The organism is Nostoc sp., assembly GCF_036916575.1.
GTDB lineage: Bacteria > Cyanobacteriota > Cyanobacteriia > Cyanobacteriales > Nostocaceae > Nostoc.
Genome location: NZ_JBALGC010000037.1, coordinates 85,028 through 109,521, shown reverse-complemented (window position 1 = coordinate 109,521; position 24,494 = coordinate 85,028). Strand labels below are relative to the sequence as shown.

The window sequence follows — 24,494 nt, the reverse complement described above, 5'->3', positions numbered from 1 at the left end:
AATTGTTATTAAAAGCCATTCATGTAATTCCAAACGTGAATTGGTTAGTCTGTAAATCATCCGTGTGCAACATGATTGGAGCAGCATACTCTAGAAATTCGTTGCAAGAAAGCCGTCATAGCAGTCGGGGAAGCGCTTACTTGTTTGCACCGATGGTTAATTTCAATGTGATGGCTGATGTGGGAGATAATCCACCTTAATTGGGTTTTATTTGGGCAAAAATACCCAGAAAAATCCAACAATAATTACATTGTAATGCTAGGCAGAAATTTTATCTAAATCTTTAAAATAGTCTAGTCAAATGTATTTTTTGTTGCAAGATAGCTTGTGTAACTGAGTTGTTTCAAAAGACTGAAACCGCTTAATAGGAAGTAGCCTCAAAGCAAACAATATCCCTAGTTGCGTAACAAGCTTTGCAAATTTGCCGGATAACCAAAACAGTAGCTTATCTAAACCAGCAAATTTTTCCATCAGACAATTTAATAGTCTGAGGTTAGACCCTGCAATGCACTAAAATTGTTTTGTTAATTTAGCTGGTGAAAAAGAAGCAAAATTGTTACGTACCTTGACTGGTACGAAAGCTTCTAGCGATTTAACACAATTGTGCATATCAATTGAGTGATTCTATCAAACTTAAGTTAAAGAATTGCTCATATAGTTAAAGCCAAACTTTGGTTTTTCAAATATTGGAAACCCATCTAAAAGTCTGGGGATATTTCGGTTATCCTATCAAAAACTTATGTATTTTATAATACATGAATCTGGGGATAAGTAGAAGATTAGGATACAGCCAAAACAACTTTCAACACTGTCAACAAAAATTGATTGAAGAGATATGTAGCCATGCATAACGAGCAAGATTTTTCAAAATTGCAGCGCGTGCAAGAACTTTTAGTAACTACGGTGTTAGGAGATATTCCGACACTGATTCTAGGCCCGAAGTTGCGTAATTTGGGATATCGTAGTATTTTTGCCCAGATAGGCAGCCCAGTATATATTCAAAATGGTGTTGAATTTAATGGTACTTCTTGTATTGAGATAGGCAGTGGAGTTTATATTTTCAAGGGTGTGCGGATGAATGCTAGAGGACACAAAAATAATAGAATTCATCTAAAGAATAGAGTCGCTATTGAGCGTAACGTTGATATAGGGTCTTTAGAAAATACGTGTATATATATTGATGAAGACACCTTCATTGGTTCCAACGTGTCTATTGAAGGCCCAGGAGACATAAAAATTGGTAAACACTGCTTGATTGCCGCCCACTCAGGGATATATGCTAATAATCATAATTTTGCCGATCTGATGGAGCCGATTAAATACCAAGGTGTTACTCGCAAAGGAATTGTGATTGAGGATGACTGTTGGCTAGGGCATGGAGTAACAGTATTAGATGGCGTTACTATCGGCAAAGGCAGTGTTATTGGTGCAGGAGCAGTTGTTAATAAAGATATTCCTCCTTTCTCTGTTGCTGTAGGCATACCTGCACGAGTAATCAAAAATCGAATTGGCAAAGACTTAAGCATTACTTCAAACTGAAAAATAGGGTCTTGGGCATTGGGCATTGGGAATATTAACTATTCCTTGTAAGCATAACCTGTTACCTTTTTTGGGAAACCTTTGCCGTTAGTCAACGTCATAAGAGTAAACAGTCTGTGAGTTATTTTTTAAGGGCATCTAAAAGTCAGACAACTGACATTTTGCACCATTCTCAATAACTGTAGGGTAGGCACTGCTAGCATTGGTGTCAACTTAAGCCTAAACCCTTTTAAAACCTCCTTTCCAGCCTCAGGCTGGAAATGCTCCTCATTGGGCTGCTGCCGCAAGTCTCGAGGCGGAGCCTCCAATTAGGCGTTCCCAGTCAGAGACTCTTAACGAGACAATCTCTAAAAGCTTGTTCTAAACTGGCTTTTACCTTAAGTTGACACTAATGCACTTCTAGTCCTTAATCTCCAATTCCCCATTACCCCTAATCTCCACTCCCTCCGGGAGCGGGGGTCCCGAGTTTCCCTGTCCCCAGAGTCTTCTCAAAAAGGGACGAGATTTGGGTAATATAAAGAAGCTATCTTTTCTGCATGGCAGATTCTGAAAGAAAAGCTGTCTTTGTCTTACCCGTTGGAGATATTTCTATGCTGACTTTAAAAATCGCTGTTTATATTGTTGTTGCCTTCTTCGTAACTATCTTCATCTTCGGATTTTTGTCGAACGATCCAGCCCGTAACCCCGGTCGTCGGGACTTAGAGTAAAAGGGCGATAAATCATTCGCGACTCCGGAAGGCGGAAGATACTAAACGCCACGGAAACTTACTAAGCGAAAGATTAGTAAGTTTCTTCCTCCAAGTGGCTTGCTGCAGGTAGCAGAAGGCAACAGTCGGAAGGCAAAATGTGTATTTATCCTTCCCTCCGTCATTTGGCTGTTTGTTAGCCTGATTTTGCTCAAATATGCTTCATCCAGTTCTGCCGCCTGATCCGCTTCCTATCGTCGAATCTTTACAACCTGTAAATCCCGCCTCATCTGCTAGTTATACAAAGTTTCTTTCAGGTATAGAGACTCGAATACAGGAAAAGACAGACAAATCCAAGCAGCCCAAGGATTTGGCTCAGTTAGCAATTGCGGTTGATACCAAGAGTGATCCATTATTGCCAACTTTGATCAGATCAACTCAGGATGACTTGGTAGTTGCCCAAACTTCCTCTGTACCTCATTTACCAGAAACCTTTCCACCAGAAATTTCCCCGATCACTGACTCTGGAAGTGCTGCACTTTTGGGACAACCGCTGGTCATTGGTTATCCCACGCAGGAGGTTAAAACCTCTAATCGTCAAGAGAAAGAAGACACAAAGACAAGTCCGAGCATAGGCATCCGGCGCTCGGAACTTGTCCTGAGGTCGGCGCTGCACAAACGGGAAACGCAAAGAGAAAGCACTGCGTTGCCAACAAAACTTGGAGCGGAGCACAAAGTCGAGCCAGCACGAATAAAGGCTTTCCCATCGCTCTTGTCTGGCGTCAGAGCGCAGGCTTCGGACGCTTACGGACTCGTTGGCGCAGCCCAAGCTAGAGAAGAGGCTACGCTATCCAATCTGAACTTTGTAACAGAGGCTTCCGACCTAGACGCAAAGTGTGAACCTTCTCAAAAACTCGGTGAGCGATGTCTGACGACAAGCCGCTTTGCGTCTACGCCAGATCCAAACTCTAATGGTGAAGAAAAACAAACCTTTTTGGACTCTGGTAGCTTTAAGTATAGAGTTTCCCCAAGTCCCCTTGTCGCCCAATCTTCGCATCCTCTTCAAATTGCCCCAAGTCTCACAAACAGCCACAAGTTAGTCGAGTCCAGGGCGGAAATTTTAGCTGAGAAGTTAACCCAACAAAAACAGCAAAGTGATATTACTGCACAACAGTCTTCAGGAAGAGACAATATCTCTGTATCTGCTGCTGATTTGGCACTGAGTTCTCAATCAGTAAAAAATTTTATAAAATTCAAGTCTCGTAGCCCGACAAACCAACTCTCAACACCCCTCACTGTAGAATTCGATTCCCAAGTCCAACAACAAACTCAAGCACCAACATCTACACCAGAGGAAAATACTACTAATCAGCCACAAGGTCAACCATCTGGTACAACTGCGCCAGCTAGCACGCCGCCAGCCAGACCGAAAATTGTAGAAGTCACTTCAGATCGGCAAGAATATGACGAGCAACGGCGAATTATTACAGCTGTTGGCAATGTAGTTGTGCGATTTGATGGGGCAGTGGTGGATGCCGATCGCCTGCAAGTCAATTTGGACAACTTGATTGCTGCGGGGGAAGGCAACGTAACTTTAACACGGGGCGATCAGGTATTGCGCGGACAACGCTTTACCTATAACTTTGTTCAAGATAGTGGGGAACTGGAAAATGGTAGAGGAGAAATTTACGTACCCTCAGCCCAAACAGATTTTGCTTTCTTACCCACGGATGTAAGTGCTGGTGGAGTCCTAAAACGTCCGCCGAGCGATCGCATTCTAGCCAATCAGCCTGTTTCCGGTGTGAGCAGCCCTGGAGGAATTGACGTGACAATTGGTGGTCAGACAGGCGCTACCAACATCCCGCCGCCGAAAACAGGGGGTGTAGTCAAGCGGCTCAGGTTTGAAGCTGAACACATTGACTTTTATCCGCAAGGCTGGCAAGCAAGCGATGTTCGGATCACCAATGATCCTTTTTCGCCCCCAGAACTAGAATTACGCGCAGATAAAGTAACTCTGACGCGAGAATCACCCTTGGTAGACCGGATCAGGACACAGCGACAGCGTTTGGTATTTGATCAAAGGCTCTCCTTACCAATTCCGGTGAATGAGCGAACTATTGACCGCCGGGAGCGAGACGTTACACCTGCGATAGTCTCCCCTGGCTATGATGGAAAAGATCGAGGTGGTTTGTATATTGAGCATGGCTTTCCAGTAATCACTACAGATCAGACTCGTTGGACGATCACGCCCCAGTTATTAATACAGAGAGCTGTGCAAGAAGGCACGGGTGACTTAGGGGCACTGTTTGCTGTAAAGACAAAGATAAATTCTGTTTTGAGTCCACGAACAGTAGTTCAGGGGACTGGGGAGTTAACTAGTTTTAACTTGAACAAGGTGGAAGACAATTTGCGGGCAAGGTTGGCATTGCGCCAGACATTAGGCGATTCCCTTCCCCACACATTAAATCTGGAGTATAGCTACCGCGAGCGTTTTTACAACGGTACCCTTGGCTTTCAAACCGTCCAGAGCAGTATTGGCGGTATTGTTACCTCTCCTGTAATTCCTTTAGGCAAGAGTGGCATCAACCTCACCTATCAGGCAAGCGCTCGATATATCAATGCCAACACTGATCGCCAAGACTTATTAGAACCGCAGCGGGAAAACGATCGCATCTCACTAGGTCGTTTACAAGCCAGCGCTACTCTCAGTCGTGGGCTGTTACTGTGGCAGGGAAAACCATTACCACCTACTGCCACTGAGGGATTACGATACACGGCTAACCCTGTAGTTCCTTACTTGCAAGCGATCGCTAGTGTCACAGGCACTACCAGTCATTACACCAATGGTGATAACCAAAGCACCTTAATTGGTACAATTGGTTTACAAGGACAAATTGGTCATTTTTCTCGACCTTTTTTAGACTATACCGCCTTTAATATTAGTTACTCTCAAGGCTTAAACAATGGATTATCACCCTTTTTGTTTGATCGCTTTGTTGATAACAAAGTCTTGAGCGCTGGGATATCACAGCAAATCTACGGCCCTTTTCGCTTAGGCTTTCAAACATCTGTTAACTTAGATACTGGTAGAGAAGCTAGCACCGACTACATTTTGGAATATAGCCGTCGCACCTATGGCATCACCTTACGTTACAATCCAGTGCTGGAGTTAGGTGGCTTCACCATCCGAATTAGTGATTTTAACTGGGGTGGCGGCACTGATCCATTTTCGGAAATTCAGCCAGTAGTGGGTGGCGTGCAACAGGATTATTAGTCAAATAGTTATCAGCTGTCCTACCTAATACTTGATTTTCTAACCCTAATGGATACTTTCTATTTACAGATTTTCTCTCTTTTGCCCAGTCTAAGGACTTGGAACGACTTGAGAGGCGATCGCACAATTGGTTAATCCACCACCAGGTATTCTCAGCTTGGCATAGTCGCCGCTTAGTTGAACACGTGACGGTGGTTGGTGTAGGGTTGCACAGCATCTCTGAACTGCGGCTTGGTACTCTCGCCATTGCTTGCGGATTGCAATACTTGCAGCATCGTTACCTAAGTCTGAAAATCTTAGCCCCGCTCGAATCAGCCAAGATTCCACGTCAGTTGTTTCACCAAGTATTTCTGGAATGGGATTAATCTTTTCCATGAGTAATATCTTATACGTATATTTCCGATTGCTCATTTCACTTTAAAAGAAACTATCAATAATAACCAATATAATTTTTTCTCAAAATCATAAATAAAAATGATTAAAAAGATTGGTCAAACCTGAGTATTTATACTCAGGTTTGACCGATAAATTACTATTACGGCTGGCAAACATCATTGTTTGAGTTTCTGAATCAGCCGTTTTTTAGCTTGTAATCACTAGAAGCGATAGCCTAATCCAGCTTGAAAGCTGATAGCATCAGCATCACTATTTCTGTAGGCGTCAATGCCCCATTTAGTATCGCCATAGGCAATGACATTGTTCCTAACTTCTGATTCTACACCAAGGGTGACTACAGGTGCATTCTGATTGCCCAATGGGGTTTTTTGACCTTCGTCAGTTACAAAAGAATAACCACCACCGAAGTAAACGTTAGTATTTTTGGCGATGGGCGCATCGTAAGTTACTAGGGGCATAATTGCGGCAGCATCACCACCATACAGCACAGAACCCCGCAGTGAAAGAGGTGTTTTGGAAACAGCGTATCGGCCTTGGATATTGCCACCAAGTTGTGCTTCATCGTTTCCTTGTCCGCCACTGGTTGCACCAACTGCAACACCAGCACCGATGTAGTTACCGTTCGTACCCGCTGTTTGAGCAGATGCAATGCCGGCTGAGAGGACAATGGAAGCAACAGCAAGGAAAGAGGTAGCTAATTTTGTAAGTTTCATAGAATTCTTCTCACTAGAGTTAAGTAAAATCAATATTCTCTAGTACTAGAATCTCTTTTTTTACAAAATGTAACCTCACACATTTGGTTCACCCAAGTGGCTGAATTATTGTTCACCCACTTGGGTGTACCAACTGAAAAATTCAAAATTCTTTAAATCCAGGACTTACGCATAAATTATAAAAAAACGTAGACGCAAAGCGGTGAAGCAGCGCGGTCTTCCCCCAAAGGGAGAGGCTAGCGCCTGCTGTAGGATGCCCGTAGGGCTGTAGGGGGTTTCCCCCATGAGCGACTGCACCAAGCCGGAGGGCTTGCCGCAGCGAAAAGTGTATCGCGTCGTTTCCCGCCGTTAGCGCAGCCCGCCGTAGGCATCTGTTAGCGTAGCGTTAGCGACGCAGGAGCGTCACTTTTCAAGATAGGCTACCGCAAACAACGCAAAGGACACATAGACGCAGTAGCGGCTACTCTGCGAGAACGCTAAGAGCGAACCCGCAGGGTAGGAATAAGACTTTCAGAGGATTATTGCGTAAGTCCTAAAATCGAGTAGTGGGTGCGTTCCTGTTAGAGTTCCACTGCAATAGACATCTCCAGAAATTAAATATGCGTTATCCAAAGAGACGGTTTTTGTGCCTACATTTTTATTCTTTAGCATCAGCTGACTGGGGGGTTAAGACGAAGATGGGCAAACAAACCTTTGAACACATTTATTGACGTTATTTATTCAAAAAGCGTTGACGTAGACGAGATATAAAAATATTCACCTCTGGTATTTTCATCCATGAAGCGATCACAGCAAACACCGCAATCCCCACAAAGCCAGATACACACAACTGCAACACCAGAATCAGTAAACCTTCTTTACCTAAGAATTGCTGAGAAGCAACCAATGTCCCATAGCTTGCTATCCCAGATACCACACTACCAGCAATCAAACCCAGAATCGGCAAACTCCACTCACGCCAAGGTAAACCATTGAGTTTGCGATCGAGCAACCATAACAGCATTAACACTGAGCTGCAATTTACACCCACTGTTGCCAATACCAAACCGGGAGCGCCAAAAGGTTTAACAAAAAACCAATCTAATAAAATGTTGAGCAAGATGTTAAAAGTACTAATGCGAAAAGGTGTCTGTCCATCGCCTAAAGCATAGAACACCCGCACTAAAACATCACGTCCCAAATAGACAAACATTCCAATCCCATAAGCGATTAGCAAGGATGAAACTATCTGTGTAGCTTCTGGTTTGAAAGCACCGCGCTCATATACCACCTGCACAATGGGTACAGATAGGGCCACCATCAGCGCCCCTAGCGGTAGCATGGTGAAAGCAGTAAGTAGAAGTCCTTGGCGAATGCGTAATTTTAGCTCCTGCCAATTTTCTGGGCCGGCTAGTTTGGAAAATATAGGTAATAGGGGCAGCAAAATAATATTAGAAATAATCCCTAAGGGAGTTTGTACTAATAGATTCGCATAGTTAAATCCTGCCGGCGCACCAGGGATAGGACTGGCAAAATAAAGGTCAGTGGCGACATTAATTGGCATCATTCCAGAGGAAATTGTTGCCGGAGTCATGATTTTAATTACTTCTTGAACGCCTGGGGATTTAAACTCAAACCGCAGGCGTAATGTGCCTAATCCTAACCGCCATTGGACAATTAGCTGCACTAACCATTGGAGAACTGCTCCTGCCAAGGTTCCCCAAGCTATCACCATTCCACCAATTAAAGCGTACTCCGGCTTGATAATGTCCTTGCCCAGTTCCATAGCCAAGATACCAAGACCGACAACAACGGTAATACTAGATAATAGGGGACTAATGGATAATAACCAATATTGATTGGCTGTATTGAGAGTACCGAAGCCGATGCCAATTAATCCTGAAAATAAAGCCATCGGCGCCATAATGCGAAGTTGTTGAATTGCGATCGCTCTGGTTGTCTCTTCCAAGCCATGACCGACTAAATCAACGATCGCATCCGCAAAGAAAATCTGAGCAATTGTCACCAACAACAGCAATCCAGCCACCAGCGTTGTCACAGTTTCCACTAGGGGAGCCGCTTCTTCTCGCCGACGCTTGGCTAAAACGCTGACAATTGCACTGTGTAATGGCCCATTTACACCACCGAGTAAGATCAATAGAAAGCCAGGGATAATATAGGCATAACTATAGGCAGTGGCAGCAGCACCAACACCAAAAGCGGCAGCGATCGCTTGCTGCCGCACTAAACCGAAGACTTTACTAATTAATGTGGCTGCGGCAACAATGCCAGCAATTCCAGCGAAAGAACGAGAGGGTTTTTGGTCTTGTTGTGTCACGAATAATACCCGACAACTCTTGCAGAGTGCATATCTTAAAACATTTAACCTGAAATCCCGCAGTTTGTCAGGTAAATTTTGACAAATTAGTGATTTTAAATGCCTACGCCAAGGCTGAAGGCAAAGCAATGCCTACGGTGGTCACTGACTTCTACTGAGCGGCTTGCCTTGAAGGACTTGTGCCGAGTTTAGCCTGAGCGGCGTCGTTGGCGTACTCCTACGGAGAAGCAAGCTAGGCAAAGCGTGTCGCAGACAAGCCTCTCGTAGAGAAGGGCGAAGTCAAAGTAGCTTTGCTGTACCCCTACACGGAAGCAAGCTAGCAAGAGCGTCTGGTAAACAAGTGCGGGCTATTCGGCGTCGCTCAAAATTAAATTCTTGAGATTGCTATGATACAGCGAATTACAAGTTAATTAAATAACGATTCAAAAGTTGTCAGATCGCTTTTCTGATTTGTCCGGGTAACACTAACTTAGTCATCTCCTCTGTTATATACAAGCCAAAATTATTTTTTAACCCATTACGAGGATAGATCAACAAAAGGGAATTATAACAATAACCATCTTCGAGGAAATGTTGAATACTGCAAAAATTTGTAGTTTGTCAGATTTTTGACTCCATGAAGTTTGGTATCAGGAACCTTTGTATAAAAACGACAGAATCCAGAGCAATGGAACCCAATTCAAATTTCATGGAAAATCAACTTTTCTTTTCAAGCGCTCAACTTCAAGAGCAACTAGAGCAACAAAAGGCTCTGGCAAGTGTAATTGTCCGAATTCGGGAGTCTCTTGACTTAGAAACAATTTTTCAAACTACAGTTACACAAGTGCGTCAGTTGCTAAATGCTGACCGTGTAGCAGTCTTCCAGTTCGACCTGGAACAAGATTGGGAAGGAGAATTTGTTTGTGAGGATGTTGCACTTGGTTGGGACTCAGCAATGCCAGTAAAAGTTTATGACCACTGCTTTGGAGAACAATTTGCTTTTAATCAACAAGGTCAAGCGCAAGTAGTAGCAGATATTTACAAGGCGGGACTGAGTGATTCTCATGTGGCAATTTTGAGTAAATTTCAGGTACTGGCCAACCTCGTTGTCCCTCTATCGCGCCAGAAGGAACTGTGGGGATTGCTTTGTATTCATCAGTGCAGTGAGGCTCGTAATTGGAAAGAATCGGAAGTTGAGTTTATTCGTCAAATTGCTAACCATCTTGCCGTTGCTATTCAGCAAGCAAAGCATCTCCATCAAGTCCAGTTGCAAGCTGCAAAATTGGCTCAAGCATCTCAACGCGATCAAGTAATAGCTCAGATTGTTGATGAAATTCGCTCACCTGTTGATATTGAAACCATCTTTAAAACCACAACTCAAGAAATACGCAAGCTGCTGCAAGCTGATCGAGTTGCCATTTTTAGCTTCAATTCAGATTGGAGTGGTAACTTTGTTGCTGAATCATTTGCCGAAGGCTGGACTCCTTTAGTTGGCGTTCAGCCTGCGATCGCTGATACTTATCTACAACAGACGCAAGGAGGACGTTATGTTGACAACCAGACATTTACAGTCAATGACATTTATCAAGCCGGATTAACAAACTGCCATGTAACCCTGTTAGAGCAATTTCAGGCAAAAGCCTTTGCAACTGCCCCTATTCTCCAGGGAGATCAACTTTGGGGAGTCATCGCTGCCTACCAAAATGCCTCATCTAGACAGTGGCAATCTTATGAAATCGAATCACTGACCAAAATCAGCACACAAATTGGTGTGGCACTGCGACACCATAAGTTGCTGGCACACGCTCAGTACCAAGCAGAGCAACAAAAGACATTAACTAGCGTAATTACTCGAATTCGCGAATCCTTAGATTTAGATACAATCTTCCAGACTACCGTCACCGAGGCCCGGCAAATGCTGCAAGCAGACCGAGTGGCAGTCTTTCGTTTCGACCCTCAAAAAGATTGGGAAGGAGAATTCATTTCTGAGGATTTTGTACCTGAGTGTAACTCGGTAATAGCAGAAAAAGTTTATGATTATTGTTTCGGTGAAAACTTTGCACCCCTTTACGCCCAAGGTCGAGTCAATGCGATCGCTGACATTTATCAAGGAAAGTTTCCAGGTTGCTACATCCAAATTCTAGAAAAATTTCAAGTGCGGGCAAATATGATCGCACCTCTATTGAAAAAAGGTGAGCTTTGGGGATTGCTGTGTATTCATCAATGCAACGCTCCTCGTGACTGGCAACCCTCAGAAATTGAATTTACCAGTCAAATAGCCGAGCAATTAGGAGTCGCATTAAAACAGGATTCTTATTTAAAGCAAGTGCAAATGCAGGTTGTCCAGTTAGCAAAAGCCACCGAACGCGAGAAAGCAATGGAACGGCAAGAATTGCTGGCTGCAACCATTGATAAAATCCGCCAGTCACTCGATATTAAAACTATTTTTAAAACTACTACTCAAGCTGTGCGAGAGTTGCTCGAAGTCGAGCGAGTTGCAATCTACCGCTTCAACGCAGATTGGAGCGGTAAATTTGTGGCAGATTCCTTTAAAGATGGTTGGAAACCTGTTGCCCAAGCCCAACCAATGATTATAGAAACTTTTGAGGGCACAGACGACGATAACGAACTTCCGCGTAACGAAACTTTTGTTCCGATTCGGGAAGGTGAAAAATTATGGGGATTATTAGTTGCTTATCAAAATTCGCAACCGCGTTATTGGAAAGAGGAAGAAATCAATTTACTAGCTCAAGTAGGGGTGCAATTGGGAATTGCAATTCAGCAGGCGGAATTACTCGAACAAACTAAACGTCAAACCTCAGAACTGACTCAAGCCTTGCAAGAATTAAAACAAACTCAGACCCAGTTAATTCAGGGTGAAAAAATGGCGGGTTTAGGACAACTACTTGCTGGAGTCGCCCACGAAATTAACAATCCTATCAGTTTTATTTTTGGTAATCTTATCCATTTAAATGAATATACTCAAGAACTGCTAAATGTTGTGAAACTTTACCGTCAAAACTCTTCGCTATTGCCATCTATCCAAAAGCAAATTGACAGGACTGATTTGAACTTTCTCATCGAAGATTTACCTAAAACCCTTGAGTCAATGAAAGTAGGAACAGAGCGTATTTGTGAGATTGTGCTATCATTGCGAAACTTTTCTCGTACAGATGAAGCTGAATTGAAGTCAGTAGATATTCATCAAGGATTAGATAGTACTTTGCTAATCTTAGGGCATCGCCTCAAAAATAATGTTCAACGCCCAGCTATTGAGATTGTTAAAGAATATGCTACTTTAGCTTTACTCGAATGCTATCCCGCACAATTAAATCAAGTGTTTATGAATCTTTTGAGTAACAGTATTGATGCATTAGAGGAAAAGTTTAAAACTATACAGCAAAGGTATTTGAAGTTGTCCCAAACGTGTCCGATAATACCATTAACTATCTGGATTAGTACCCAAGCCGTTAATAACCAGATTGTAATTAAAATAACTGATAATGGTCTTGGGATTCCAGAAGAGGTGCGATCGCACATTTTTGACCCCTTCTTCACCACCAAAGCACCAGGTAAAGGTACAGGCTTAGGCTTGTCTATCAGCTATCAAATAATAGTTGAAAAACATCATGGTCAGATTAGATGTTCTTCTAAACCAGGAGAAGGAACAGAGTTTTTGATTGAAATTCCTTGCAGTAATTAGAGGTGACTGGTTTTTGACAATTCTCAGTCAATCTTAAGTAAGGGAGCGAGGATAAGCAGAGGTTTCTTCTGTTCCCGAAGGCATCATAATTGCTTTATTTTTTTATACTCAACGCTAAGATTCTTTACCTACAACCCAAACTGTCTCGCGTCAACACACCCGTAATTGAATTTACGCCCTCGGCTCTTTCACACAATAACGATACTTGATAACGATCAATCAAAGCGTCTGTAAAATCAGCGCCAGTGATATCAGCATCGTAAAAGCGGCTGTTCGTCAAAGTTGCTTCTGTAAAAATGGCATTTTTTAGGTTAGCACTATCCATAGTCACGCGATCAACTAAAGCGCCGCTCAAGTTCGCACCTTCCAAATTTGCTTTTAATAAAACTCCTTTAGTAAGAATTGCATTGCTTAAATTCGCTCCTTGGAAATTCGCTCCTCGCATTTCTGCTGCTACAAAAGTCACACCTGCCAAATCAGCATTAGAGAAGTCACGATTTTCTAAATTTATATTGTTGTAGTTGATTGTATTGAGTTGAGCAAAAGCCGGTTTGGGATTAAGTATTATCCAGCAAAATGCTAGTATCAAAATCACAATCAAACCCAAAAAGCGCAGTAAAATCTTTTTCATAACTTTATTATTTCTCAGTAGTCTTCTCTTACAAAGTTCTGATGCCTACGGCGGGCTACACCAACGGATAGCGCAGCATTAGCGAGTCCGCGTTCGTGCAGCGTCTCGTAGAGAGCGTCGGAAACCTCCACTCAGACTTTGCGCTTTGTCATTAGTCCTCTGTTACAAAGTTCTGAGCGGAGGAGATCTCCGCTCAACGCCAGTGACGCTCCTGCGTTGCTACCGCTACGCTAACGCCCAAGTCGGGAAACCCGCCCAAGCGACTGGCTCGACTTTGCGCTTTGTCCTTTGTTAGTTAACAATGACTAATGACTAATGACTAATGACTATTTCCAATCTTTACCAATCCGAATTGTGAGGTCAGATTCTAAATCACCAATCGCCGACACCTCGATTTGACCCAAGCCTAAGACTTTTTGCAAATCAACTCCAACTTGTCGGTTGCCTTTTTGGACAACAATCTGAGTTTGACGTTGAGTATCTGGCCAATTAGGCACTTTGTAAATATTAGTAAAGCCTTTGTGTTTGAGATAAGCAATAACTTTTTCAGTTAGCTGAGGTTGATTGGAAGCATTTTGAATAGCAATTTTGAGGTTAGGAACCTGACGCATATCTGGCTTCAAACCAGGTACATTTACCCCAACATAATCATTCAACAGGCTCTGTTGTCCAGTCATATTTAGCCAATAGCTATCAGGGTCTTTGCTAAAACGGCTAAACGTACCAGGCAACACGGTCATTTGGAAATTATCCCGATCTAGGTTAAGGCCGAAGTTTACCAACGCCATCATTTCTTCCATCTTCAGGTTGGTATCAAAGTATTTTCGCATCAAGCGAGTTAATTGAGGCAATCTGGGTAAGACGGTAGGACTATTGAGGCGTTGCAGCAGTGCTGCTATTAGTGCTTGCTGACGCTGCACTCTCGGCAAATCTCCCAAACCTGGTTCGCGGAATCGGGCAAACTGTTCTGCTTGTTCGCCGTTGAGGGTTTGCCAGCCACTGACTAAATTAATCGACAGCCGACTGCTAGAGTCTTTATATTCCATTGATTGGGGAACAAAGACTTCTACTCCGCCTAACTGATCGACTAACTGCCGTAAGCCGCTGGTAGAAATGCGGATGTAGCGATCAATTGGGGCATTGTTCAAGGTACGGCTAACTACCCGTGCTGCCAAGACTGGGCCACCTTTGGCATTGGCATCAGATACCTTAGTTAATCCCTTTTCTCCCTTTTCTGGGATAGCAATCATCGTATCTCTGGGAATCGAAAGCACTCGTACAGATTTTTCACTAGGGTTAAGCCGTACCAGCAGCATGGTGTCGCTTTTGCCAACAAAGCTTTCTGGTGAACCATCAACGGTACCGTTAACTGGTTCAATCCCCATAATTAAAATATTCATTGGTCGTGAAAGCTGATACTGCGAGAGTTTGCTCCATAACTCCCCTGGTAGTGGTATTTTTACCTCGTCTTTAGTAGCAGTTCCTAAATCTTCATCTGTTCGATCTAGATTGCTCCACAAAGGAGTCCAAAGCGCTAACGTTGATACCAGTAACCCAGATAAGATGATGCCGATCACAACCGTCATGATCCACAACAGCCATCGAGGCATGGTCAAGCCCAGCCTCTCGTAAAGCTGATTGGGAATTGCACCCACTGATTCCACAACGCTACGGTTGGGATTCGGTGGCGGGTTTAGTTCTACCTCCTCCTGGGAGTCTGCTACTGGTGCAGGCGTTACCTGATTTTCCGTGTGTTGAATTTGCTGCGATCGCACCTCAGTTTCAAATGCTACTTGCTGAGACCTAAGCGGATTTTCCGACCATTCGACTCGTTTTATCACAATTATCTCCCCACTCAACCACTCCCTAAAAGTATGTTAATCCAAGCTACAAATATTGCCAGTGGAAAAGCTCACTGTAAACTTGTAATGTTCTTCGGTAGGCGTGTATGACAACATGAATACTTTATTGTTCCCCGTAATCCTTGCTGGTGGTAAAGGTGAACGTTTTTGGCCCCTGAGTCGCAAAGACCGACCCAAGCAATTTTTAAGTCTTGATGGTAGCTCTAGAAGTCTATTACAATCAACCGCCGATCGCTTGTTAGCACTCACGGGCGGGTGGGATTCCTTGTGGGTAATAACTTCTAATCAGATAGCTGAAGGGGTACGACAACAATTACCTGATCTACCATCTCAAAACTTACTGATCGAGTCGGAAGGAAGAGACACGGCCGCTGCCGTTGCTTGGACAAGTTTAGAAATCAAACAGCGCTATGGAGAAGACGCTGTTATTGGCTTTTTCCCTGCTGACCACTGGATTGCTGACCAAAAGGCGTTTGCACACACATTAAGCGCGGCTACGCAACTGGCAGCAAGCACAGCAGCGATCGTTACACTGGGGATCAAGCCTACTTTTCCATCAACCGGTTACGGCTACATTGAACAAGGTGAAAAAATAGGTAGCTTTAATGAGTTGCCAGCTTATCACGTCAACCGTTTTACTGAAAAGCCCAACCGTGAAACAGCAGAAACTTTTTTATCTACGGGACGTTTTAGCTGGAATAGTGGAATGTTCGTTTTTCGGGCAGGGGTTGTTCTCAAGGAACTACATACCCATGCTCCAGAAATTATCGAACCTTTAGAACAACATGGCCCTGATATCTATCCCCAGTTGCCTAAGAAGAGTATAGACTATGCGCTCATGGAAAAGACAACTCTAGCATACGTTTTGCCAGTTGATTTTGGTTGGGATGATTTAGGAGATTGGAATGCGATCGAACGCTTACTGAAAAAACAAGAGACACCCAATGTAGAACTTGCTACCCACATAGGGCTGGATACGCAGGGAGCGATTATTTATGCCTCAAATTCAGAAGATGTTGTTGTTACTATTGGTTTAGAGGACGTGGTGATTGTGCGCGATCGCAATGTCACCCTCGTTGTCAAAAAAGAACGTACCCAGGAAATCAAGCAGATCCTCAAAATTCTCCAAAGCGATTCCCGATTTACCGACCTGCTATAAAAGTTAAAACCCTTGGCAGAGGCGAAAAAGTTGATTTTTCCATTATAACTTGACAGTCTATTATTCTATCTGACAGTTATGGACATTATTAGCTTTGAACCTCTCGCCAAGACAATGGCAATCGAGTCTATTACTGCCTATCAAAAATATATTTCTCCGTCCAAAGGATTTTGTTGCTCCCATCGCTTATTACACGGCGGGGATTCCTGCTCTAATTACGTCAAACGGATGCTGAACGAACAGAAGCTTCACCAAGCCGTACAATCATCCATAAAAAGATTCCAAGACTGTGCCGCAGCTAGCAAAACTTTAACAAGTACCAAAGCTACAGCCAACTTCCGTTGTATTGTCATCCCCTGTTGCTTACCTCTTTAACTTTTCTGCTTCTTTGCAATTCTTTACAAAAATGTTCCTTACCCAAACTGTTCCCCGTCAACGAGAAATTCTTGAAGTATTCCTTCGCAATGGCTGGGACTATATGCGAAGGTTACTTACTGGTGGCAAAGCTGATGAACCCCAGCTACCTACACCTGCGGTTTTAAAAAATATCCTAGTAGACTTGGGGCCAGTTTATGTCAAACTTGGTCAACTAATGTCTACCCGTCCAGATTTACTGAGCGCCGCCTACATTGAGGAACTCTCAACCCTACAAGACGAAGTACCGCCAGTTCCTTGGTCAGAGATAGAAATAATCCTCCGTAAAGAATTAAAACTTTCACTAGCAGAAACCTTCAGCATAGTTAATCCGATCCCAGTAGCGGCGGGATCAATTGCCCAGACACATCGAGCTACATTAATAGACGGTCGAGAAGTCGCTCTCAAGGTGCAACGTCCGGGAATTGATATTACTGTTGCCCGAGATATTGCTTTAATTCAAGGTATTGCCGATTTAGTGGCGCGGACTGAGTTTGGGCAAACCTATGAAATCAAATCTACCGCTGAAGAATTTACCAAAGCTCTAGAAGCCGAGTTAGATTTTACACGGGAAGCGGGTTTTACAGACCAACTGCGGCGCAACTTATCTAAAAGTCGCTGGTACGATCCTACACAAATAGTGGTTGCGGAAATTAACTGGGAATTGACCACACCAAAATTATTGGTGATGGAATGGCTGGATGGGGTGCCATTCCTAGAGGCGGATTTGAACAGCAACAATAATGGTAAAGACCCAGATGTAGAGCGTAAAGAAATAACTACTTTGTTGTTTCGGGTATTTTTTCAGCAACTATATATTGATGGCTTTTTTCACGCTGATCCTCATCCAGGAAACTTGTTTTATCTCAAAGATGGTCGTGTTGCCCTCTTAGACTGTGGCATGGTGGGAAGACTTGATCCCCGCACACAGCAGATATTAACAGAAATGTTGTTAGCGATTGTTGATTTAGATGCTCAAAGGTGCGCTCAGTTAACTTTACAACTCTCAGATTCTGCTCAACCAGTAATTTTGTCGCGGTTAGAAAATGATTATGATCGCATGTTGCGAAAGTATCACAATGTCAGCCTCACAGAAATAAACTTCAGTCAGATAATTTATGAAGTTTTACAAGTTGCCCGCAACAATAAAATTAGATTACCTAGCAATATGGGATTGTATGCCAAAACCCTAGCCAATTTAGAGGGTCTGGCGCGGACATTCAACCCGGAGCTTAATTTTTTTGATGAAGTCAAACCATTAATTACAGACTTGTTTCGTCGGCAATTACTGGGCGATAATCCAGTGCGATCGCTATTACGGACAGCTTTAGATATTAAAAGTCTGTCTCTCCAATCTCCTCGCCAAATCGAACTATTATTAGACCGAGTTACCTCAGAAACCTTACAGTGGAATCTATCGCTGCGCGGGTTAGATGGCGTGCGACGCACTATGGACGATGCAGCTAACCGACTATCTTTTAGTATTTTAGTGGGTTCGCTGATTATGGGTGCGGCAATTATTTCTACCAGAGCGCAGACAACTCAGCTATCTTTTTTAAGCACCACCCTGTTTGCAGTCGCTAGTTTATTGGGTTTATGGTTAATTATTAGTACATTGCGATCAGGACGTTTACGGTAAAGTCTATGTGTTGTGTTTGAGTAATGCTCACCACAGTAAATCATCATATATCACTGGTAAAAATTCCGGCTTTAGTATTTGGAACCACAGATAAATAGCGCTAAACAGCAATGATTTATCTGTGTTTACCTGTGTACATCTGTGGTTCTAATACAACGTTTTTCAGGTAAATGAGGTACACAAGTAGGGGCACAACAATGTTGTGCCCTTACAATAATCTGTACCTCATTAAGTTGCACTCTGCTGTATAAAAAATATGTCAATCATCATTGCTGAGAATCTGAGTAAATCTTATCCAGTGGCAGTTAAAAGTCCGGGTATTAAAGGTACAATCACCCACTTTTTTCGCCGTACCTACCGCTCAATTAAAGCAGTTCAGGATGTTTCCTTTGAAATTGCCCCTGGTGAAGTAGTGGGGTTTTTGGGCCCAAATGGAGCTGGTAAAACCACCACACTCAAAATGCTCACGGGGCTGATTCATCCCTCTAGCGGTATAGTCACAGTAGCTGGACAAATTCCCTTTCGTCGTCAAGAAGCATTTTTGCAAAAAATTACCTTAGTAATGGGGCAAAAGCAGCAGCTAATTTGGGATTTGCCAGCGCTAGATTCTTTAAAAATTAACGCCGCTGTATACAACATCTCTGATAAAGAGTTCCAGCGGCGGGTAGGAGAATTAACAGAAATGCTTTCCCTAGAAGGCAAACTTACCCAACCAGTGCGGAAACTATCTTTGGGTGAGCGAATGAAGGCAGAATTGCTGGCAGCACTTTTGCACCGTCCTCACGTATTGTTCCTAGACGAACCAACACTGGGATTGGATGTAAATGCTCAAGCAGCAGTGCGTGAGTTCTTGCGCGAGTATAATCAGCGTTATCAGGCTACAGTGCTGTTGACGAGTCATTACATGGCTGACATCACAGCTTTGTGTCAACGGGTGCTATTGATTCACCAGGGGAAACTGATGTATGACGGTAGCTTAAATGGACTGCTGGAACGTTTTGCCCCGTACCGGGAAGTCCATATAGAGTTAGCCCAACCTCTACCAATAGAAAAACTTATGACCTATGGGGATGTGCAACTCTTAGAAGGGCGAGCAGTGCGTTTTATGGTGTCGAGAGAGGCGCTTACCCGCACTGTATCTCAAATTTTAGCGAATTTGGAGGTAATTGATTTAACAGTTACCGAACCACCCGTGGAAGAAGTGATTGGACGAGTTTTTCAGGCAGGTGTCGTGTAGTGAGTGCTGCGAGGAATAGAGTTGCCAAGAGGAGAATGCACCACAAATGAAAAAGATTATTAAAAAAGTTCTAACTTTGCTGTCAGTATACTACACCTATTCAGTTGAGTATCGAGCAGAACTAATCTTTTGGGTTTTATCTGGTTCTTTGCCGATTATCCTTATGGGTATCTGGATACAGGCGGCACAAGGCGGACAGTTTGGGCTATCACCTGTAGATTTTGGCCGTTACTTCATCACGGTTTTCATTATTAGGCAACTCACCGCTGTTTGGGTAATTTGGGACTTTGAAACAGAGATAGTGCAAGGCAAGCTTTCGCCTAAGTTGCTACAACCACTCGATCCAGTATGGCATCATGTTGCGCGGCATATTTCTGAAAGATTTACTCGGCTAATGTTTACTTTTGTATTAGTGGCATTATTTTTTATTCTTTATCCCCAAGCTTTTTGGTTACCAGGTTTGAGTAGATTTTTGCTATTCACATTGGCGGCGGTGCTAACTTTTGCTTTGCGGTTTACGATTCAGTACACCTTTGCTATGTTCGCCTTTTGGACAGAACGGGCTAGCGCTTTAGAAAATTTTTGGTTGTTATTTTATCTATTTTTATCTGGTTTGATAGCACCTTTAGAGGTCTTTCCGGAACCTGTACGGAAAATAGTCATGTTTACGCCTTTTCCCTATTTAATTGATTTTCCTGCTAGTCTTTTGGTAGGGTTACCCGTGGATATAGGACGGGGATTTTGGTCAATGGTGGGATGGATATTAGTGTTTTTGGGTGTGAATCGTTTGCTTTGGCGTGTGGGTTTGAAACGGTATTCTGGAATGGGAGCATGAACAATTCATAATTCATAATTAGGAAGTTTACAACCATAGAGTTTGGCTAAGTTGAGGTAATTTGAGTGGTGTGGATAAAATCATCCACTTCATGTAAAGTATTCATCTTTAATATGTCTCGGTAAATTGCTTTTAATTGTTCTAAATCAGAAATTTGAGAGATTTCTGGCATAAGTTTTAATCCTTCGTAGCCAAATTTCCTCTCTAAAGCACATTCAAGTTTAAGCAGAAAACTTTATCGCCAACTTTTTTCGTAACCTTGTTTGAAACTTTCTTGATAAAAGTAAAGATTTCTCACTCATGATTTGTCAAACTCAAGGAAGTTCTATTACTTTAAATGAATTGCCCTAATTCATCTAGAGTATTCACGCTCTTAATTCCCTGTTGAATTGCTTTTAATTTATCTAAATCTGAAATTTGAGAGATTTCTGGCATCAGCTGCAATCCCTCAGTGCCAAATTTTATCTCCAAAGCGAGTTCAATACCTGACAGTATCTCTTCTCGCCGTCCTTCTCGCCTTCCTTGTTGCCGTCCTCGTTCTTCTCCACGTTGTTCGCCCTCTCTCAAAATTTGCTGATACCAGGGAGATTCGCGTAACACTGCCATATCCCACCTCATGATTTGCTGAACTAAAGCGCTATCTAATACGAAGGTAGCAAAAAAAGCCATGACGGTTTCTAACTGGCTCAATTGCTCATCAGCGCGAAGAATTTGCAATGCCAGTTGCACAGTGGATTCTTCTGCACCTCCCTTAAGAATTGGGACAAAGGGAAGCAACGAGGGAACAGGTTGAGTAAAAGCGATTTCCACATCGACTTCCCAAAGGTTGATGACACGGTAGTCTTGACGCGCCTGTAAACCTGCAAATTGCGATTCATAGCTGGAGGGAATTTCAATATCACTTTCTTTGAGGATGTTAACTAGTACCGGATAGGTGGGCAAATTGTACTTTTCTTCTGCTAGTGCTGCGTATGCTCGCATCCGTTTGGGCATTTCAGGTTTGTAGCGTAATTGCAACTCGTTGAGTACAATAAATTCGCCATATTGGGGACTGGTGGCGCGGACTAATACATCACTTTCACGGCTAATCCACTGGAATTCGGAATTGAGAATTTCTCCGCATACAATATCAGGAATTTTCGTTACCCATTTTACCCAATTTCCGGGTGCGAGGCTGATTAATCTCTTGGTGCTAATATCTGCTGCTTTAGCCATAGGGGATGTAGATGACCATAGTTGTAGTTTATGGCTAAAGTGGCGATAGTCTACTTTGGGCTACGCCTATGCACTGATGTACTTTGCTAGAGATTTTATAAATTACTTGGTATTGTCTTAAACTTTTCTGCTGACCCCAAAGAATAATCTTCTAACTTAAAATCAGCAAAAGGCTTCTTTTGTAACCTATCCCGTAATGCTTCATCCAGAATTAAACCTACTGATTTTTTTTTAACCCCAATGATTATAATACTTCTCTGATATTTAGTTAAATCCTGATTTCCCTGACAATCACTCCGTTGAAATTGTCCCAAGTTTAATATTCGATAACCTTTGACGCTTGGTGTATTAATAAATAAATTTTTCACTAAAAATTGTATTTGTTTAGAACGTTCTAAAGCCATACGTTCTTGAACTGCTATATTAGCCTTACAAGAAACTGTACCTACAGAGATAATCTCGGTAGGGTCTTTCATTATATTCTGGATACCTTCTTGTTCTAAGTTAAACTTTAAAAGGTCTAGACTAATAATTTCATCATTATATTTAATTTGAAAATTGCTACCTAAAAGCCATTTATATTCTAGTGATAAAACAGCTATGTTAAATTCGGCTACTTTCCCCTGACTATCCCTACCTTCTTTATAAGGAAAATAATCAATTTTACCTTTTTTTTCGGGAGATTCTCCGTAATTTGATCTGAATGAAAATTTTGATGTGCGCGTTGCTAAAGCCACTATACTAAGTAATCCTAATATCACTAGCAGCGCTGCAAAAAATTTCAGTAGTGATACTTCTTCAGGCTGTTTTTGTGGAGAAAATGAAGTTTTAATAATTGGTGATGGCAATTGCTCAATTTGGTAATCACCAACTAAATTAATATTTTTAAGAGGAGTTTCTATTAGTTGGGTTTCAATTTCTTCTAGGCGTTGCAAAATATCCTGGGCATTAGCGGGACGCTTTTCTATATCCGGTGCTGTTAGCCAATCAATTAAATTTAAGAGTAAGGGTGAGATATGGATGGCATGATTTTGCCAGTGCAACAAATTGTGCTGTATATCATACATATCTAAGGGATGGTATCCCGTGAGTAAAAATACAAATGTACGTCCTAAGGCAAAGAAATCTGATTGTGGTACTGCTTGAGCATTCATTTGTTCGGGAGCGCTATAGCCAGATGACATAAGTGCTGTCATGCCGTCACCATCGCTGAGTTTATCTGGGTAGGTTCTGTCAATTTCAGTGGCGGTGCCAAAATCAATCAGTACCAAATCCCCCCAACCCTTCCCAAGGGAAGAGCGAATCATGATATTAGATGGCTTAATATCTCGATGCAGGTACTGTTTACCATGCACTAAATCCAAAATTTCTACCAATTGTTTTAACCAGGCTACAGCTTGTTCCTGCGAAATAGGGTAATTTTGCTCCTGCTGCTTTAACCACTGTTCTAAGTTGTAACCATCGATTTTTTCCATTGCTATGCAATGCAACACTAAACCATTTCGGGTTTGATACTGAAAGTAACTATCTTCGTTGGGAATGCCGGGATGCTTGAGTTGTCCCAATACGGTTACTTCTTGCTGAAATAGTTCTACAGCTTTGGCATCGCCTGATAAATCCTCTTTGAGTATCTTGAGGATTTTGGGGGTATCTTGTTCGTATGCCTCATAAACTTTACTAAATCCTGTTTTGTCACTCAACAGGCACGTCACCCGATAACGCCCTAGTAATTCCAAATGGGAACCACAACTTTGACAATAGCGGTTTTGATGATTATTCGGGTGATTTGGTTTAGGGCAAACGGGATTGATACAAAGGCTCATGACTGGCTAACTGGGGAGTGGGGGGTGGGGAGTGGAGGAAATGAGGGAGATGAGGAAGATGGGGGAATAACCAATGACGCCAGTCGCCTCAAGTCGGGAAACCCACCCACAGCGCTGGCTCCCCAATGCCCCATGCCCCATGCCCAATCCTCCTAGACATCGCTCCTATTAATTCTTCTGTTGCCGGATGATAATCCCGTCCAATAATAATGAGATTTTCTATCTGTGTTCTGCCAAGAAAGCTGCTACAGTTTGGTTAAATGCCTCTGGTTGTGTCAAAAACGGCCAATGATTGCCAGGAACTTGGCAAATGCGTAGGTTTTTGAGATAGGTTTTATAGGGTTGGATTTGCCAATCTTGGCGATTTAGACCTTGTTCTGGTTGGACAAAGAGAGCATGGGTATCAAGGGGGATTGTAAAACCAGGCACTTGCATAACTTCCTCAAAAATCCCGTCGCGGGCGGCTATAGTAAATTTGCTGCCCCAACTACCATCGAGTTTTTGTTCTATTCCTGCTTGGAAGACTTGCTGCTGTAAAAAACTCCATCCTTGATATTGCTTTAACTGCCGTGCTTGTTGTTCGGCTTGTTCATGACTGGCAAAGGGACCCATGCTTTTGAGAAAAGGCAAGATGCGATATAACATTGGAAAAGTTACCCTGAAAAGGCTAGGCATTTTCCAGATGAAAATCGGATCGACCAGAATTATACTCCGCAAACGCTTTGGGTTTTGCCTTGCCCAGATGGCGGTTAATTTGCCTGTCCACGAGTGACTGACAATATGGGCAAAAGTCCATCCGAGACTCTCCATGAGTGCTTCGAGGTCTGCGATCGCACTTTCAAAAGTATAATCTCTCTCAGGCTTACTACTTTGGCCATGTCCGCGCATATCTGGTGCAACTATGTGGTAGTCTGCCGCTAAGTAATCTCCTAAACTAGACCACACTAAAGCATGGTCGCCTAAACCGTGTAACAGCAGTAAAGGTTCTTGACCTTGGTTCCACTCTAAGTAAGAAAGTTGGATATCAGGCTTTGATAAAGTTTGACGTACAGGCATCATTGCACATCCACCA

At 42.8% G+C, this 24,494-nt stretch carries 20 protein-coding genes; 11 read left to right on the top strand and 9 right to left on the bottom strand.

Annotated elements, in window-relative coordinates; all coding sequences use genetic code 11:
* Window positions 1-71: 71 nt before the first annotated feature.
* The 4 genes from V7L29_RS09805 to V7L29_RS09790 all read left to right on the top strand — a co-directional run bounded on the left by V7L29_RS09805 (window position 72) and on the right by V7L29_RS09790 (window position 5,499).
* Entirely contained in the window at window positions 72-200 is a 129-nt protein-coding gene (locus V7L29_RS09805) for a hypothetical protein (protein WP_256091202.1), read from the top strand.
* A 643-nt stretch (window positions 201-843) separates the two neighbouring features.
* Window positions 844-1,539: an acyltransferase gene (locus V7L29_RS09800; protein WP_334693098.1), complete on the top strand. Its 696-nt coding sequence runs from the start codon at window positions 844-846 to the stop codon at window positions 1,537-1,539.
* Window positions 1,540-2,129: 590 nt separating this feature from the next.
* Complete coding sequence (locus V7L29_RS09795; RefSeq protein WP_041566417.1) at window positions 2,130-2,246, top strand: photosystem II reaction center protein I; 117 nt, start codon at window positions 2,130-2,132, stop codon at window positions 2,244-2,246.
* Window positions 2,247-2,442: 196 nt separating this feature from the next.
* Window positions 2,443-5,499: a DUF3769 domain-containing protein gene (locus V7L29_RS09790; RefSeq protein WP_334735318.1), complete on the top strand. Its 3,057-nt coding sequence runs from the start codon at window positions 2,443-2,445 to the stop codon at window positions 5,497-5,499.
* Between the two features lie 90 nt (window positions 5,500-5,589).
* On the opposite strand, the gene V7L29_RS09785 is transcribed toward V7L29_RS09790, so the two are convergent.
* The 3 genes from V7L29_RS09785 to murJ form a co-directional block, all read right to left on the bottom strand.
* Window positions 5,590-5,874, bottom strand: a complete 285-nt coding sequence (locus tag V7L29_RS09785) for a hypothetical protein (protein WP_334735317.1) — start codon at window positions 5,872-5,874, stop codon at window positions 5,590-5,592.
* Between the two features lie 221 nt (window positions 5,875-6,095).
* Complete coding sequence (locus tag V7L29_RS09780) at window positions 6,096-6,608, bottom strand: outer membrane beta-barrel protein (protein WP_334735316.1); 513 nt, start codon at window positions 6,606-6,608, stop codon at window positions 6,096-6,098.
* 712 nt (window positions 6,609-7,320) lie between these two features.
* Window positions 7,321-8,925, bottom strand: a complete 1,605-nt coding sequence (gene murJ / locus V7L29_RS09775; protein WP_334735315.1) for a murein biosynthesis integral membrane protein MurJ — start codon at window positions 8,923-8,925, stop codon at window positions 7,321-7,323.
* 688 nt (window positions 8,926-9,613) lie between these two features.
* Here murJ and V7L29_RS09770 point away from each other — a divergent pair.
* Complete coding sequence (locus tag V7L29_RS09770; protein ID WP_334735314.1) at window positions 9,614-12,607, top strand: GAF domain-containing sensor histidine kinase; 2,994 nt, start codon at window positions 9,614-9,616, stop codon at window positions 12,605-12,607.
* Window positions 12,608-12,731: 124 nt separating this feature from the next.
* On the opposite strand, the gene V7L29_RS09765 is transcribed toward V7L29_RS09770, so the two are convergent.
* Window positions 12,732-13,238 carry a pentapeptide repeat-containing protein gene (locus V7L29_RS09765; protein WP_334735313.1) on the bottom strand — a complete coding sequence of 169 codons (507 nt, stop codon included), beginning with the start codon at window positions 13,236-13,238 and terminating at the stop codon, window positions 12,732-12,734.
* A 326-nt stretch (window positions 13,239-13,564) separates the two neighbouring features.
* A complete protein-coding gene (locus tag V7L29_RS09760; RefSeq protein WP_334735312.1) occupies window positions 13,565-15,079 on the bottom strand; it encodes an LCP family protein in 1,515 nt (504 codons plus the stop codon).
* A gap of 115 nt (window positions 15,080-15,194) precedes the next feature.
* Here V7L29_RS09760 and V7L29_RS09755 point away from each other — a divergent pair, with 115 nt between their 5' ends.
* From V7L29_RS09755 to V7L29_RS09735, 5 genes are all read left to right on the top strand, one after another.
* The gene (locus V7L29_RS09755) at window positions 15,195-16,259 is read left to right on the top strand and encodes a mannose-1-phosphate guanylyltransferase (RefSeq protein ID WP_334735311.1); all 1,065 of its coding nucleotides are present in this window, start codon (window positions 15,195-15,197) and stop codon (window positions 16,257-16,259) included.
* A gap of 78 nt (window positions 16,260-16,337) precedes the next feature.
* The gene (yidD, locus tag V7L29_RS09750) at window positions 16,338-16,634 is read left to right on the top strand and encodes a membrane protein insertion efficiency factor YidD (protein ID WP_334735310.1); all 297 of its coding nucleotides are present in this window, start codon (window positions 16,338-16,340) and stop codon (window positions 16,632-16,634) included.
* 31 nt (window positions 16,635-16,665) lie between these two features.
* Complete coding sequence (locus V7L29_RS09745) at window positions 16,666-18,312, top strand: ABC1 kinase family protein (RefSeq protein ID WP_334693701.1); 1,647 nt, start codon at window positions 16,666-16,668, stop codon at window positions 18,310-18,312.
* A 256-nt stretch (window positions 18,313-18,568) separates the two neighbouring features.
* Window positions 18,569-19,549 (top strand): ABC transporter ATP-binding protein, encoded by a 981-nt coding sequence (locus tag V7L29_RS09740; RefSeq protein WP_334693702.1) that lies wholly within the window; start codon window positions 18,569-18,571, stop codon window positions 19,547-19,549.
* A gap of 46 nt (window positions 19,550-19,595) precedes the next feature.
* Window positions 19,596-20,384, top strand: coding sequence for an ABC transporter permease (locus tag V7L29_RS09735; RefSeq protein WP_334735309.1), 789 nt, complete (start codon window positions 19,596-19,598; stop codon window positions 20,382-20,384).
* Window positions 20,385-20,430: 46 nt separating this feature from the next.
* Here the strand turns inward: V7L29_RS09735 and V7L29_RS09730 are convergent, their stop codons facing one another.
* The 3 genes from V7L29_RS09730 to V7L29_RS09720 all read right to left on the bottom strand — a co-directional run bounded on the left by V7L29_RS09730 (window position 20,431) and on the right by V7L29_RS09720 (window position 23,422).
* Complete coding sequence (locus V7L29_RS09730) at window positions 20,431-20,556, bottom strand: hypothetical protein (RefSeq protein ID WP_334735308.1); 126 nt, start codon at window positions 20,554-20,556, stop codon at window positions 20,431-20,433.
* Between the two features lie 161 nt (window positions 20,557-20,717).
* Window positions 20,718-21,599, bottom strand: a complete 882-nt coding sequence (locus V7L29_RS09725; RefSeq protein ID WP_334735307.1) for an Rpn family recombination-promoting nuclease/putative transposase — start codon at window positions 21,597-21,599, stop codon at window positions 20,718-20,720.
* 95 nt (window positions 21,600-21,694) lie between these two features.
* The gene (locus V7L29_RS09720) at window positions 21,695-23,422 is read right to left on the bottom strand and encodes a serine/threonine-protein kinase (RefSeq protein ID WP_334735306.1); all 1,728 of its coding nucleotides are present in this window, start codon (window positions 23,420-23,422) and stop codon (window positions 21,695-21,697) included.
* On the opposite strand from V7L29_RS09720, the gene V7L29_RS09715 reads away from it, so the two are divergent.
* A complete protein-coding gene (locus V7L29_RS09715; RefSeq protein ID WP_334693727.1) occupies window positions 23,336-23,578 on the top strand; it encodes a hypothetical protein in 243 nt (80 codons plus the stop codon). The two genes, V7L29_RS09720 and V7L29_RS09715, sit on opposite strands and share 87 nt — an antisense overlap.
* A 63-nt stretch (window positions 23,579-23,641) precedes the next feature.
* Here the strand turns inward: V7L29_RS09715 and V7L29_RS09710 are convergent, their stop codons facing one another.
* Entirely contained in the window at window positions 23,642-24,478 is an 837-nt protein-coding gene (locus V7L29_RS09710) for an alpha/beta fold hydrolase (protein ID WP_334693726.1), read from the bottom strand.
* Window positions 24,479-24,494: the final 16 nt, after the last annotated feature.

What these genes read in the sequence shown, in the direction of transcription:
- V7L29_RS09805 (WP_256091202.1), top strand. Translation starts at nt 72, where the DNA reads ATGATTGGAGCAGCATACTCTAGAAATTCGTTGCAAGAAAGCCGTCAT.
- V7L29_RS09725 (WP_334735307.1), bottom strand. Translation starts at nt 21,599, where the DNA reads ATGGCTAAAGCAGCAGATATTAGCACCAAGAGATTAATCAGCCTCGCA.
- V7L29_RS09715 (WP_334693727.1), top strand. Translation starts at nt 23,336, where the DNA reads ATGGGAACCACAACTTTGACAATAGCGGTTTTGATGATTATTCGGGTG.
- V7L29_RS09745 (WP_334693701.1), top strand. Translation starts at nt 16,666, where the DNA reads ATGTTCCTTACCCAAACTGTTCCCCGTCAACGAGAAATTCTTGAAGTA.
- V7L29_RS09790 (WP_334735318.1), top strand. Translation starts at nt 2,443, where the DNA reads ATGCTTCATCCAGTTCTGCCGCCTGATCCGCTTCCTATCGTCGAATCT.
- V7L29_RS09755 (WP_334735311.1), top strand. Translation starts at nt 15,195, where the DNA reads ATGAATACTTTATTGTTCCCCGTAATCCTTGCTGGTGGTAAAGGTGAA.
- V7L29_RS09730 (WP_334735308.1), bottom strand. Translation starts at nt 20,556, where the DNA reads ATGCCAGAAATCTCTCAAATTTCTGATTTAGAACAATTAAAAGCAATT.
- V7L29_RS09785 (WP_334735317.1), bottom strand. Translation starts at nt 5,874, where the DNA reads ATGGAAAAGATTAATCCCATTCCAGAAATACTTGGTGAAACAACTGAC.
- V7L29_RS09735 (WP_334735309.1), top strand. Translation starts at nt 19,596, where the DNA reads ATGAAAAAGATTATTAAAAAAGTTCTAACTTTGCTGTCAGTATACTAC.
- yidD (WP_334735310.1), top strand. Translation starts at nt 16,338, where the DNA reads ATGGACATTATTAGCTTTGAACCTCTCGCCAAGACAATGGCAATCGAG.
- V7L29_RS09795 (WP_041566417.1), top strand. Translation starts at nt 2,130, where the DNA reads ATGCTGACTTTAAAAATCGCTGTTTATATTGTTGTTGCCTTCTTCGTA.
- V7L29_RS09710 (WP_334693726.1), bottom strand. Translation starts at nt 24,478, where the DNA reads ATGCCTGTACGTCAAACTTTATCAAAGCCTGATATCCAACTTTCTTAC.
- V7L29_RS09780 (WP_334735316.1), bottom strand. Translation starts at nt 6,608, where the DNA reads ATGAAACTTACAAAATTAGCTACCTCTTTCCTTGCTGTTGCTTCCATT.
- V7L29_RS09770 (WP_334735314.1), top strand. Translation starts at nt 9,614, where the DNA reads ATGGAAAATCAACTTTTCTTTTCAAGCGCTCAACTTCAAGAGCAACTA.
- V7L29_RS09740 (WP_334693702.1), top strand. Translation starts at nt 18,569, where the DNA reads ATGTCAATCATCATTGCTGAGAATCTGAGTAAATCTTATCCAGTGGCA.
- V7L29_RS09720 (WP_334735306.1), bottom strand. Translation starts at nt 23,422, where the DNA reads ATGAGCCTTTGTATCAATCCCGTTTGCCCTAAACCAAATCACCCGAAT.
- V7L29_RS09800 (WP_334693098.1), top strand. Translation starts at nt 844, where the DNA reads ATGCATAACGAGCAAGATTTTTCAAAATTGCAGCGCGTGCAAGAACTT.
- V7L29_RS09765 (WP_334735313.1), bottom strand. Translation starts at nt 13,238, where the DNA reads ATGAAAAAGATTTTACTGCGCTTTTTGGGTTTGATTGTGATTTTGATA.